The sequence below is a fragment of the Enterobacter sp. KB-221C9 genome, assembly GCF_041320715.1.
GTDB lineage: Bacteria > Pseudomonadota > Gammaproteobacteria > Enterobacterales > Enterobacteriaceae > Enterobacter > Enterobacter asburiae_D.
In genome coordinates this window covers 154,260-167,002 of sequence record NZ_JBGIWG010000004.1, presented here as the reverse complement: position 1 = coordinate 167,002, position 12,743 = coordinate 154,260, and the positions used below count along the sequence as shown (strand labels likewise).

Annotated in this window: 14 protein-coding genes; 4 read left to right on the top strand and 10 right to left on the bottom strand. The window is 55.4% G+C overall.

All coding sequences use genetic code 11. From position 1 onward, the window contains the following. Positions 1-115: 115 nt before the first annotated feature. Complete coding sequence (locus AB8846_RS07005; protein WP_370732377.1) at positions 116-1,042, top strand: LysR family transcriptional regulator; 927 nt, start codon at positions 116-118, stop codon at positions 1,040-1,042. Here the strand turns inward: AB8846_RS07005 and AB8846_RS07000 are convergent. From AB8846_RS07000 to AB8846_RS06970, 7 genes are all read right to left on the bottom strand, one after another. After that, positions 1,037-1,729 carry an aspartate/glutamate racemase gene (locus AB8846_RS07000; protein WP_370732491.1) on the bottom strand — a complete coding sequence of 231 codons (693 nt, stop codon included), beginning with the start codon at positions 1,727-1,729 and terminating at the stop codon, positions 1,037-1,039. The genes AB8846_RS07005 and AB8846_RS07000 overlap by 6 nt on opposite strands. Positions 1,730-1,819: 90 nt before the next feature. Beyond that, the gene (gene wzz(fepE), locus AB8846_RS06995) at positions 1,820-2,944 is read right to left on the bottom strand and encodes an LPS O-antigen length regulator Wzz(fepE) (protein WP_370732376.1); all 1,125 of its coding nucleotides are present in this window, start codon (positions 2,942-2,944) and stop codon (positions 1,820-1,822) included. Between the two features lie 217 nt (positions 2,945-3,161). After that, entirely contained in the window at positions 3,162-4,577 is a 1,416-nt protein-coding gene (locus AB8846_RS06990) for a sugar porter family MFS transporter (protein ID WP_370732375.1), read from the bottom strand. A 313-nt stretch (positions 4,578-4,890) separates the two neighbouring features. After that, positions 4,891-5,652, bottom strand: coding sequence for a 2-dehydro-3-deoxy-D-gluconate 5-dehydrogenase KduD (gene kduD / locus AB8846_RS06985; protein WP_063144684.1), 762 nt, complete (start codon positions 5,650-5,652; stop codon positions 4,891-4,893). 63 nt (positions 5,653-5,715) lie between these two features. Beyond that, on the bottom strand, positions 5,716-6,552 hold the full coding sequence (gene kduI, locus AB8846_RS06980; protein WP_370732374.1) for a 5-dehydro-4-deoxy-D-glucuronate isomerase: 837 nt from the start codon (positions 6,550-6,552) through the stop codon (positions 5,716-5,718). A 235-nt stretch (positions 6,553-6,787) separates the two neighbouring features. Continuing rightward, on the bottom strand, positions 6,788-7,966 hold the full coding sequence (locus tag AB8846_RS06975) for an acetyl-CoA C-acetyltransferase (RefSeq protein WP_023333286.1): 1,179 nt from the start codon (positions 7,964-7,966) through the stop codon (positions 6,788-6,790). A gap of 93 nt (positions 7,967-8,059) precedes the next feature. Then, positions 8,060-8,926 carry a LysR family transcriptional regulator gene (locus AB8846_RS06970; RefSeq protein WP_370732373.1) on the bottom strand — a complete coding sequence of 289 codons (867 nt, stop codon included), beginning with the start codon at positions 8,924-8,926 and terminating at the stop codon, positions 8,060-8,062. A 105-nt stretch (positions 8,927-9,031) separates the two neighbouring features. On the opposite strand from AB8846_RS06970, the gene AB8846_RS06965 reads away from it, so the two are divergent. Both AB8846_RS06965 and AB8846_RS06960 read left to right on the top strand, forming a co-directional pair. Then, entirely contained in the window at positions 9,032-9,493 is a 462-nt protein-coding gene (locus AB8846_RS06965; RefSeq protein WP_047072221.1) for a multidrug/biocide efflux PACE transporter, read from the top strand. A 119-nt stretch (positions 9,494-9,612) separates the two neighbouring features. After that, positions 9,613-10,842, top strand: coding sequence for an amino acid permease (locus AB8846_RS06960; RefSeq protein ID WP_023309066.1), 1,230 nt, complete (start codon positions 9,613-9,615; stop codon positions 10,840-10,842). A 55-nt stretch (positions 10,843-10,897) separates the two neighbouring features. Here the strand turns inward: AB8846_RS06960 and AB8846_RS06955 are convergent, their stop codons facing one another. Continuing rightward, the gene (locus tag AB8846_RS06955) at positions 10,898-11,350 is read right to left on the bottom strand and encodes an Lrp/AsnC family transcriptional regulator (RefSeq protein WP_029742214.1); all 453 of its coding nucleotides are present in this window, start codon (positions 11,348-11,350) and stop codon (positions 10,898-10,900) included. 115 nt (positions 11,351-11,465) lie between these two features. Here AB8846_RS06955 and AB8846_RS06950 point away from each other — a divergent pair, with 115 nt between their 5' ends. Continuing rightward, positions 11,466-12,077 (top strand): LysE family translocator, encoded by a 612-nt coding sequence (locus AB8846_RS06950; protein WP_370732372.1) that lies wholly within the window; start codon positions 11,466-11,468, stop codon positions 12,075-12,077. Positions 12,078-12,104: 27 nt separating this feature from the next. Here the strand turns inward: AB8846_RS06950 and AB8846_RS06945 are convergent, their stop codons facing one another. Next, on the bottom strand, positions 12,105-12,377 hold the full coding sequence (locus AB8846_RS06945) for a GNAT family N-acetyltransferase (protein ID WP_008499687.1): 273 nt from the start codon (positions 12,375-12,377) through the stop codon (positions 12,105-12,107). 10 nt (positions 12,378-12,387) lie between these two features. Beyond that, a complete protein-coding gene (yjdI, locus tag AB8846_RS06940) occupies positions 12,388-12,618 on the bottom strand; it encodes a 4Fe-4S mono-cluster protein YjdI (RefSeq protein ID WP_008499689.1) in 231 nt (76 codons plus the stop codon). Between the last annotated feature and the right edge of the window lie 125 nt (positions 12,619-12,743).

The window sequence follows — 12,743 nt, the reverse complement described above, 5'->3', positions numbered from 1 at the left end:
CTCCGGATAAATGCGTTTTGATGATTACGCCACAGCGCGAAGAGAATAAAAAATATCGTTTTATCGCGAGTCTATGCAAAAATGATATGGACAGTAATCTGCTTTCAGGTGCCCTATGCCCGCCGTCAATTTACGCCACATCGAGATTTTTCACGCCGTGATGACTACCGGCAATCTCACCGAAGCCGCACAGATGCTGCATACCTCGCAGCCGACGGTGAGCCGCGAGCTGGCGCGCTTCGAGAAAGTGCTGGGGCTGAAGCTGTTCGAACGCACCCGGGGCAGGCTTCACCCGACGGTGCAAGGGCTACGCCTGTTCGAGGAAGTTCAGCGCTCCTGGTACGGGCTGGACAGAATAGTGAGCGCTGCGGAAAGCCTGCGCGAGTTTCGCCAGGGCGAGCTGTCGATCGTCTGCCTGCCCGTCTTTTCGCAATCTTTTTTGCCGATGCTGCTGCAACCCTTCCTGGCCCGATACCCGGAGGTCAACCTCACCATCGTGCCTCAGGAATCCCCCCTGCTTGAAGAGTGGCTTTCGGCTCAGCGCCATGATTTAGGCCTGACCGAAACCCTCTCCACGCCAGCGGGAACGGCGCGCACGGAGTTGCTCTCGTTAGATGAAGTGTGCGTTCTGCCCGCCGGGCATCGGCTTGCCGGTAAGGCGGTGCTCACACCGGAGGATTTTCACGGGGAAAACTACATTAGCCTGTCGCAAACCGACAGCTACAGACAGCTGCTGGATACGCTGTTTGCCGAGCATCAGGTCAAACGGCGAATGGTGGTGGAAACGCACAGCGCGGCTTCGATTTGCGCGATGGTGCGTGCAGGCGTCGGCGTCGCGGTGGTGAATCCGCTCACGGCGCTGGACTATGCCGGAGGCGGGATCGTCATCCGCCGCTTTAGCGTGTCCGTCCCGTTCACCGTGAGCCTGATCCGCCCGCTGCACCGTCCGGCTTCCGCGCTGGTGGACGCGTTCACCGAACACTTAACAGAGCACGCGCGTCAGGTGGCGCTTCGCTTACCTGACCTGCAAAACCCGTTATGACAGCATAAACGCCACGACATCCGCCGCATGTATGGCGGCGGTATCAAATACCGGGACAGGGCTTTGCTCGACGGGCACCAGTAAACCGATCTCGGTGCAGCCGAATATCACCCCTTCGGCCCCCTGCTGCGCGAGTTTATCAATGACGCTGACGTAATACGCGCGGGAAGAATCGCTGAAGGTACCAAGGCAGAGCTCGTCAAAGATAATCTGATTGATGCGCGCCCGATCCTCTTCATCAGGGATCAGGCTTTCGATCCCGAATTCACCGTGCAAACGTCCGCGATAAAAATCCTGTTCCATGGTGTAGCGTGTACCCAAAAGCGCTACGCGGCGCATCCCGGAGGCCGCAATCGCACGCCCGGTCGCGTCCGCGATATGCAGAAACGGCAGCGAGCAGCGGTCCTCAATGTGCGACGCCACTTTGTGCATGGTATTGGTACAAAGCACTATCCCCTCGGCGCCGGCGCGTTCCAGCCCCAGCGCAGCCTGGGCCAGGATCTCCCCGGCTTTATCCCACTCACCGCTCGACTGGCAGGCTTCGATTTCATGGAAATCAACGCTGTGCAGCAGCAGGCTTGCGGAGTGCAGACCACCCAGTCGCTGCTTTACCCCTTCGTTAATCAGGCGATAATAAGGGATTGTCGATTCCCAGCTCATTCCACCTAACAGGCCGATCGTTTTCATCATCCCTCCTTATCTTTGGTCTCTTTTTTTAACACAACCGATGCCCATAAAAAAAGGCGCTCTATTCAGCGCCTTTTTAAACTTCAGAATTTATTCCGTCACCGGCTCTGGCTTCGGAGCACGGGTGAGCATCGCCTCGCGCAGCAAAACGCTACCGCAGGCAAACAGGCCCCCCATGAGCGCCGCCAGAAGGACAATCAGAGCCTTGCTCGGGCCATCCTTTTTCACCGGCATGGAAGGCGAAAGCTGATACCTGAATGGCTCAAGTTTAACATCGGAAAAGGAGAGCTTTTTCAGCTGTGCGAGGTGGTATTCACGGTTCTGGAACTCTGCATTCAGCTCGGTCACGTCCTTCAGATTTTTTTCAATCTGCAGCTTTTGCGCGATCCCGTCAGCGCCGAGCGCAACGGAGTAGTCCGGGTCATCTTTTACGGCCTGCCCGTTGCTGTAAACCGGCTTTTTGATGCCTGCGGCATTTGCCACTTCCAGCGAATAATTCAGTCGCTGCAGGTTGGCATTGTGAACATTGGTCAGACGGACACGATCCAGTTCCAGCTGCTGCTCAACCACCTTCGTTTTCAGGGCGATCTGGTTGCGAATATTCTGCACCGTCTCTTTTTCAACAATAGCCGCGATATGACCGATATATCCCGACAGGACGGCTTGCGCATCTTCGGCTGTCGGAGCTGAGAAGCTTAATGTCCATGAAACATAAGGTGCGTTATCCACGTCTTTTGCCTGAACGTTATTCACCGCTTTCAGTCGGTCTGAAATGTTGTCTATCGCACGATGCAATTCTATGGGATCAACCTCGGCCCCATTCAACAGCGATATCACGTAAGGAGAGGTCGTCATGTACTCTTCGAACAATGACTGTGACTGGAACTTTTTAATAAACAGGTCAAAGAGTTGCGGACGGGTAATCTTCACGTCCACATCAAGTACCTGTAACGTCACCATCATTTGATGCAGCGGGTTCCACTGCAGCTGTTCTGCCGGGGTGATCACCGCTTTACTGGTCCAGTGCTGCGGCAGTAAAAATGAAAGGGCCAGCCCCGCCAACGCGAAAGCAAAGATAATGGTGGCGATACGTTTTTTCGCCGCCAGAAGGAGCGCAAAGAGTCCCAGAAGATCTATCTCTTTTTCGCTTAAAGCCGGGGCGGTATAACGGGGAAAGTCGAGGTCCGTACTTTTTTTGAAATCCATCTCTGACATAGTGATTCTTCTTTTTCCGGATGCAACGCATCTTTTCACAATTGATAGCGGTGGCCCGATAATACAACAACATAAGAAAAATCCTAATGCCAGATACCTCTCGCTGTCTACTCCCTACCAGAGTTAGTAGTGAGCTTAATCACATTATTATTGTGATTAAGCCACCTTTTCCTTTTCAGTTTCGGTAAGTATTAAAACCTTCGGTTAGGAAAAAGAATCACACACCGATGTTACGCAGTTTCTCCCCTGCCATCAGCCTGCGTTCGATGTGTTCCAGCGTCACGCCTTTGGTTTCCGGGATTAGCCAGAACGTGACGCCAATAAACGCGACGTTCAACACCGTGTAGAGCCAGAAGGTTCCGGCAGCACCAATTGAATCCAGCAGCGTCAGGAACGTCGCGCCGATGATCATGTTCGACACCCAGTTGGTGGTCGTAGAACAGGTGATGCCAAAGTCACGGCATTTAAGCGGCTGAATTTCGGAACACAGGATCCACACCACGGGCGCGGCGCTCATCGCGTAACCTGCGATACACATCATGGTCATCCCGACAGAAAGCCAGGAAAGCCCGCTTGAGGCCGTGCCGTTATCAAACTGCATCAGGCAGTAGCCGAGGATCAGCGTGCCGATCGCCATCACGCTGAAGCCGATTTTCAGCGCCGGTTTACGCCCGGCTTTGTCCACGGTGAATACCGCAATGAACGTGGCGAACATAAAGGTCAGCCCGACCACCAGAGTCGCGATCATCTGCTGTTCCGTAGTGGTAAACCCGGCCATTTTAAAAATGCGCGGCGCGTAGTACATGATGATGTTCATCCCGGTAAACTGCTGCATCGCCTGCAGCAGCATGCCGAGGAAGACCGCACGGCGCACGTTGCGGTTGATCTTAAACAGCGCCCAGCCCCCCTGCTTCAGCTTCAGGCTTTCGCGGATCTCGTTCAGCTCTTCGCGCGCTTTTTCCGAGGTATCGCGCAGCATGCGCAGGACCTCTTCTGCCTCCACGTGGCGCCCTTTTTGCGCCAGCCAGCGCGGACTGTTTGGCAGGAAAACCACCAGGACGATCAGCACCAGCGCCGGTAAGGCCAGCACGCCCAGCATCGCGCGCCAGTTGCCGCTGTAGCTGAAGTAGGTGTCAGACAGGAACGCCAGCACAATACCCAGCGTGACCATCAGCTGATACATGCTGATCATCTTGCCGCGCACGTTCTCGCTCGCCATTTCGGAGAGATAAAGCGGCGCGGTGTAGGAGGCAATCCCCACCGCTACGCCCAGCAGCACGCGGGAGAGCAGCAGCACTTCTACGTTTGTCGCAAACGCGGAGCCGATCGAACCCGCGACGAACAGGATTGCCCCGACCATCAGGCTGTATTTGCGCCCCAGGCGGAACGACAGCCAGCCGTTAAACAGCGCGCCGATGGCCGCGCCGAGCATCATGCTGCTCACCACCCACTCCTGCAGACGGTTACTGAGGGTAAAGTGATCGGTAATAAACGGTAATGCGCCGGCAATGACGCCGATGTCCAGTCCAAACAACAGGCCCGCCACGGCGGCGGCAATGGAGACAAACTGATTCATGCGCCGGGTGTCACGCAGCGCAGCGGGCATTAGGGTAGAGTCATTTATAGATGTCATATTTTTCCTGCCTCAACAGCAAAATTCGTTAACTGAAATTACGAGAAAGCGAGGAAAAGTGTCAGGCTGGAAATCGCGAAGTTATGGATTATTCCGCTACGGCATACGGTTCTGTGATGGACATTACAATTTCAACTCGTGGCGAATAATCACGTATTTTTACTAATCATCTAATATTTAAGCAATAAAAGTGTGATTGCCGTCATTTATGATTTTTCAGTATGGATTTTTCATCTTTAGCGATATGGACTAAGCCAATTTTTGCGCAAAAAAAACCTCCGCCCAGGGGCAGAGGTTCTTAATACAGGTGGAATTAACGCGCCAGCCAGCCGCCGTCTACAGCCACGGTGTAACCGTTGATGTAATCCGACGCCGGGGAGGCCAGGAAGACAATCGGCCCCATCAGATCGCTCGGCAGGCCCCAGCGTCCCGCAGGAATACGCTCCAGGATCGCCGCGCTGCGCTCTTCGTCTGCGCGAAGCTGCTGCGTGTTGTTGGTCGCCATGTAGCCCGGCGCAATCGCATTCACATTGATATTATGTTTCGCCCATTCGTTCGCCAGCAGGCGGGTCACGCCCATTACGGCGCTTTTGGACGCGGTGTAAGACGGCACGCGAATGCCGCCCTGGAACGAGAGCATAGAGGCAATATTAACGATCTTGCCGCCTTTCCCCTGCGCAATAAAATGCTTCGCCGCCGCCTGGGACATAAAAAATACGCTCTTGATGTTCAAATCCATCACGTCGTCCCAGTCGCGCTCGCTGAAGCTGATCGCGTCTTCGCGGCGGATCAGCCCGGCGTTGTTCACCAGAATGTCGATATGACCGAATTCAGCCACCGCGCGGTCCAGCAGTTCAGGAATGGCATCGATTTTACGCAGGTCAGCGGTCAGGCTCAGGAAACGGCGGCCCAGGGCCGTCACGCGTTCGATGGTGTCAGTCGGTTCAACGATATTAATCCCGACGATATCGCAGCCCGCTTCCGCCAGCCCTAACGCCATCCCCTGACCCAGCCCGGTGTCGCACCCGGAAACCACAGCCACTTTCCCCTGCAGAGAGAATGCATCCAGAATCATGTTTATTCCTTACTCTTTCAGAGCCTGTCACTCACAGGCAGGTTTATGCTTCACTGCCCGCGACTAGCGCAGATCGCCGACCGCAACATGGTCCATATCATCAAAGACCTGGTTTTCGCCCACCATTCCCCAGATAAAGGTGTAGGCTTTCGTCCCTACGCCGGAGTGAATAGACCAGCTCGGTGAAATCACCGCCTGCTCGTTGTGCATCACGATATGGCGCGTTTCCTGCGGCTGTCCCATCATGTGGAACACGCAGGCGTCATCATCCATATTGAAGTAGAAGTAGACTTCCATGCGGCGTTCGTGGGTATGGCACGGCATGGTGTTCCACAGGTTGCCCGGCGCCAGTTCGGTCAATCCCATGCTGAGCTGGCAGGTCTCCAGCACGTCCGGCACGAAGTATTTATTGATGGTGCGGCGGTTGCTGGTGAGGTTGTCGCCCAGCGTCACGGGTGCGACGTCTGCCGTGGTCACTTTTTTGGTTGGGTAGGTGCTGTGTGCCGGTGCACAGTTGTAGTAAAACTTCGCAGGCTTACTGCCGTCGATGCTGGCAAAGACCACGTCTTTCGCCCCTTTCCCAACGTACAGCGCCTCGCGATGGCCAATCTCATAGCACTGTCCGTCTACGGTGATGGTGCCCGGCCCGCCGATGTTAATCACCCCCAGCTCGCGACGCTCGAGGAAATAGCTCACGCCCAGCTGTTTACCGACCTCACCGCCCACGGAGACGCTGTTCGTGACGGGCATAATTCCGCCCACAATAATGCGGTCGATATGGCTGTAAACCATGGTGTACCTGTCGGCCTCGAATACCTGCTCGACTAAAAATGCATTGCGCAGCCCCTGAGTATCCAGCGTTTTGGCGTGCGCACTGTGGATGCTTTCTCTGACGTCCACGGTAACCTCCAGATGTGGTCATGCCCGAAGGCGGAAATAAACGAAACAGCGTTCCGTTTTTCATAATGAACACATACTATCGGCATAAAGCGGGCTTTTCAATTATATTTAAAACAACGTTTCATTTTTATTTTTGTTTATAACGAAAATGATGTTCGGATCACATTTAAGCCGCAGGGAGAAAAAGAACACGAAAAAAAACCTCCCGGAGGAGGTCATTTTCAATAAGGAGAGGTTAGCGTTCGATGGCCAGCGCCACCCCTTGCCCGCCGCCTATACAGAGTGTGGCAATCCCTTTCCGGGCGTTGCGCTTTTTCATTTCGTGGACCAGCGAAACCAGGATCCGGCAGCCGGACGCGCCGATAGGATGACCCAGCGCGATCGCGCCGCCGTTAACGTTGACCCGCAGGGGATCCCACTCCAGCATTTTTCCGACGGAGATCGCCTGCGCGGCATAGGCTTCGTTCACTTCGATCAGATCCACATCCGAAAGCTGCCACCCCGCGCGTTCCAGACAGCGGCGTGTCGCATAGACCGGCGCGATCCCCATTAACGCAGGATCAACCCCCACGCTGGCGAACGCCTTAATGCGGGCCAGCACGGGGAGATCGAGTTCAAGGGCTTTGCTTTCGCTCATCATCATGACGGCGGCAGCGCCGTCGTTAATGGAAGAGGCATTTCCCGCCGTCACCGAGCCCTGCATTTCAAACGCGGGATTCAGCCTCGCCAGGCCTTCCGCGCTGGCGTCGGTGCGCGGCTGTTCATCGGTATCCACGACGACAGGCTCGCCGCTCTGACGCTGCGTGCTGACCGGGACAATTTCGTCGCGAAAACGGCCGGAATCAATCGCCGCACGCGCTTTTTGCTGCGAGCTTAGCGCATAGGCATCCTGCACCTCACGGCTGATGCCGTACTCGCGCGCCAGGTTTTCCGCCGTCACGCCCATATGGTAGTCATTGAACGCATCCCACAGCCCGTCATGCACCAGGCTGTCGAGCAGCTGACTGTTGCCCAGCTGTGCGCCGGTACGGCTGTCGGTCAACACGTGCGGCGCGCGGCTCATATTCTCCTGCCCGCCGGCAATGATCACATCCGCCTCACCACACTGAATGGCTTGCGTAGCAAGATGCAGCGCTTTTAATCCTGAGCCACAGACGTCGTTAATGGTGATGGCGGAGACGGTATTGGGCAACCCGCCCTTCAGCGCCGCCTGACGCGCAGGGTTTTGCCCGGCACCGGCCGTGAGAACCTGTCCCAGAATCACCTCATCAACTTCATGTGCTGCGATCCCGCTACGTTCCACCAGCGCTTTAACCACTACGCTCCCCAGGTCAACCGCCGAGTGACGCGCAAGCGCTCCCTGAAAACAGCCGATAGCTGTACGCAACGCACCCACTATTACGACATCTTTCATCACGACCTCTGTGTTAAATGACATGACGATAGTAGAGGATTGTTACTGGCAATTATCTTAAATGTTTAAAAATAGTGAGTTTAATCACAAGGATCAGCGCGCATCCTGCAGATACTGCCGCAGCCAGCTTCCGGCAACGCCGGGAGGGGATCGTTTATTCCACAGCAGATCGATGCCGATCGCCCGCGGCCAGCCGGGAACATCAAGCTGTACCAGGGATTTCGCGGCGGCAAATTCATCCACCAGCGCACAGGGCAATACGCACCAGCCAAATCCCTGTACCGCCATACTCAAGAGTAACAGGTAATTCGGTGCTGACCAGACGGGCCCGCGCGCGATCTCAGCCTCGCGCTCAAGATAGGTGCTCAGCCGCAGCTCGCGCCATCCGTGCAGTTCGTCACGCTGGACGTCATGTTGTCCGGCCAGCGGATGCGTGGTCGCAACATAGATCGCCATGCGGGTCTGCATCGGCAGGCGGGTGACGCCAATATCCGTAGGGTAACCGTCTCGCGCCTCCGTCAGGCCAACCTGCGCTCGCTCCTTTTGCAGCAGATCGATCACGTCCTCTTCCTCACCAATCAGACATTCGAATTCCGTATGGGGAAAACACGCGTCAAACTGTTTCATCATATCTTCCAGCACGTCCGGGTTGAGGGTATCGGAAAGGACAAACGTCAGACGCGCCTCCGTTTGCGCCGTTAGCGACACCGCCAGCTCGTCCAGCCGCGTGCTGGCGGCCAGGATGGCCTGCACGTAGCCCAGCACCTGTTCTCCCTGGACCGTTAACACCGGCTGGCGCGCCGAGCGGTCAAACAGCTCGAAACCCAGATCGGCCTCAAGATTGGCAATGGACGTGCTGATCGTCGACTGGCTTTTACGCAGCCGGCGTGCGGCGGCAGAAAAAGAGCCCGCCGCAACGGTCTCGACAAACGCATTAAGGGCTTCCGGTGAATAGCGCATAACCTATCTATTTTTACGATGGATACTATCTTTAACATATCATCTTTAGCGATGAAAATAGGCAGCATCAACGCCCATACCGGTGAATTAATGAGGTCTATGACTATGCAACATCAGGATGCACTCCAACGTAAACTGCCGGAGCGGATCTTTCATGCTGTCTGTTTTGAAGGGATTGCAACGGCGATCCTCGCCCCTACGGCGGCGTGGCTCATGCAGCGTTCCGTGGTGGAGATGGGTGGGTTGACCATTATTCTGGCCACCACCGCCATGCTGTGGAACATTATTTATAACTTCGGCTTCGACCGTTTCTGGCCGGTTCAGCGCGTCAAACGTACGGCAAAAGTGCGTGCGCTGCATGCGCTGGGGTTCGAATGCGGGTTTATTGTGATTGGCGTGTCGATTGTCGCCGCAGTGCTTGGCGTCACCCTGCTTCAGGCATTCACACTTGAGATAGGTTTCTTCCTGTTCTTCCTGCCGTACACCATGTTCTATAACTGGGCGTACGATAACCTGCGCGAGAAATTTCTTAAGCGTCGCCAGCAACGGCGCGCCCTGGCAGGCTAAACCGCCTCTGGCCGGACGCTCGTTCCGGCCAAACGCCTTCGAAGCAACTGCGCTCTATGTGCATAACTATGGTAAATTACACTCCATTCCGATGGTTTGATAGTTGATACGTTGCTCTAATGTCGAAAATTTGGTCAAAAGATGAGACTCTCTGGAGTTTCGCTCTCTATGGCACGGCCGTGGGCGCAGGAACGCTGTTCTTGCCCATTCAGCTGGGCTCCGCAGGCGCTATTGTCCTGTTTATTACCGCCCTTGTGGCCTACCCCTTAACCTACTGGCCGCACAGAGCGCTGGCGCAATTTATCCTGTCGTCAAAAACAAAAGGCAATGAAGGGATCACCGGCGCCGTCTCGCACTACTACGGCAGGAAGATTGGCAATCTGATCACCACGCTCTATTTCATCGCCTTCTTTGTGGTGGTGCAGATTTATGCCGTGGCCATCACCAACTCGCTCACGGAACAACTGGCAAAACACCTGACGGTGGATACCGCCGTTCGCGTGCTGGTCAGCCTGGGGGTGGTGCTGGTTCTGAATCTGATCTTCCTGATGGGACGCCATATCACGATAAAAGTGATGGGCTTCCTGGTGTTTCCGCTGATCGCCTATTTCCTGTTTGTCTCGCTCTATCTCATCGGCAGCTGGCAACCCTCGCTGCTGACCAGCCAGATGGCCGTCGATCGTCACACCCTGCATCAGGTATGGATTTCGATTCCGGTGATGGTGTTTGCGTTCAGCCATACCCCGATTATCTCAACGTTTGCCGTTGACCGTCGTGAGAAGTTTGCCGACGGCGCCATGGATAAATGCAAGAAAATCATGAAGGTGGCGTACCTGATTATCTGCCTGAGCGTGCTGTTCTTTGTCTTCAGCTGCCTGCTCTCTATTCCGCCGTCGTACATTGTGGCCGCCAAAGAGCAAGGGGTAACGATCCTGTCCGCGCTGTCGATGATGCCTTCTTCACCGGCGTGGCTGGGCATTTCCGGAATTATCGTGGCGATTATTGCGATGTCGAAGTCGTTCCTCGGCACCTATTTTGGAGTGATTGAAGGGGCGACGGAGATCGTGAAGTCATCGCTCAATCAGGTGGGCGTGAAAAAGAGCCGCGCCTTTAACCGCGCGATTTCCATTATGGGGGTGTCGTTAATCACCTTTGCCGTCTGCTGCATTAACCCGAACGCCATTTCGATGATTTACGCCATCAGCGGCCCGCTTATCGCCATGATCCTGTTTATCATGCCGACGCTGTCGACGTATCTGATCCCGTCGCTGAAACAGTACCGTTCCATTGGCAACCTGCTGACGCTGATCGTCGGCGTGCTGTGCGTGTCGGTGATGTTTGTCGGCTAATCCCCTTTCCTGCCCGGCGCTCTGCCGGGCAGGCCATTCAGTTTTGGCCTGCTGCTTACAGCGGAAAAGGCCTGTCCTGCACCACCGTTTTCATGACAAGCGTTGAGCGAAGATGCTGCACGCCAGGCATGGCGGAGAGCTTCTCGTCGTAGAGCTTCTGGAAAGCCGACAGGTCGCGGGTCACGACGTGCATCAGATAATCGGGATCGCCAAATAGGCGCTGTGCCAGCACGATCTGCGGAATTTCCTCCACCGCCGCTTCAAACGCGCTAACCGCCTTGCGGTCACCCTCCTTCAGCGTCGCGAACACTATCGCCAGGAAGTTAAACCCCATTTTGGCGGGGTCGAGGCTGGCCCGGTATCCCGTTATGGCCCCGCTTTGCTCCAGCGCCCGCACGCGACGATGGCACGGCGAAAGGCTCAGGTTCACCCGCTCAGCCAGCTCGGTAAGCGACAGGCGGCCGTCAGACTGCAGCTCAGCAAGAATTTTTCGATCGATGCTATCCATGTGGAAGATTTTCTCATTTTTACCGTGTTATGAGCATAACATTGAAAGCCTATTTCGCAGGGTTAGCGATATTCTTTTTCGCAACGTATAACGCACTGCGGGAGTTTTCAGGACGATGGAAATGAGTATTGTGGCCGGCTTTTGGGTGGTTTCTTTTCTGCTCATCATGACCCCGGGCGCCGACTGGGCCTACGCCATTAGCGCCGGGATCAACGGCCGCCGCGTGGTACCGGCGGTGATGGGGTTGATGTCCGGGCATCTGCTAGCCACGCTGATTGTGGTGGCTGGCGTGGGGGTACTGATTGCTCAACATCCGCTGGCGTTAGCCGGGCTGACCGTGACGGGAGCCCTGTATCTCCTGTGGCTTGGCATAACGTTGCTGCGACACCCGGCCGCACCGGAAAAGGCCACCCAACACGCGGGAAACTGGACGCAGTGGGCGGTGAAAGGGCTCTGCATTAGCGGCCTTAACCCGAAAGTTTTTTTACTGTTCCTGGCCCTGCTTCCGCAATTTACAGACCCGACCGGAAGCTGGTCGATAGCGATGCAAATGTCCGCGCTTGGCGTGATGCACCTCATCACCTGTACGCTGGTCTACCTGCTGGTGGGGTATGGTTCGAAAGCGGTGCTGGCGACCCGGCCACAGGCGGCGCGTCTGGTAAGCAGGGCGTCGGGAGGGTTGATGGTGCTGATCGCGTTGGTGTTGCTGTTTGAGCAGGTGAGATAAAAAAACACCGGCCATCGCCGGTGTTAGTTACGCCCGAATATCGTCATATTCCCGCGTTTTATCAAACTCGTGTTTCGCGAACGGGCACAGCGGAATAATTTTACGGTTCTCGCCGCGCATCTTCTCCACCACTTTCGCCACCAGCTGTTTACCGACGCCCTGCCCTTTCAGGCTCTCATCCACATCGGTATGCTCGATAATGCTCAGGTGCTCGCCGGTCGGTACGAAGACAATCTCCGCGACCTGATTGCCGTTCGCATCATTCACGTAAAACTTGTTATGGCCTTCCAGAATATCCATAGTTCCTCGCTTATTTTTGGCGATACTTCAGCGCACCGCTCGGGCAGGTATCAATCACGCGTACAACCGTTTCAACGTCCACTTCATCGGGGATAATCCACGGCTTACGTTTCAGATTAAACAGCTTTGCGCTCCCACGCACGCAGTTACCCGAGTGTTTGCAAATCCCGGTATTGAAGTAAACGTCAATTTTCTCGCCGGTATAGGCCCGGTAACCCGCATCCAGTAGTTCTTTATCCATGACATTGCCTCTGTAATTATTATCGTGCTGAATGAAGCATAGCCCCACGGGATCCTGATGGCTATAAGGCCGAAAACGAAAAGCCAGGTCACAACTCTTTTCTCACCAGATTGCGTCCGCTATTG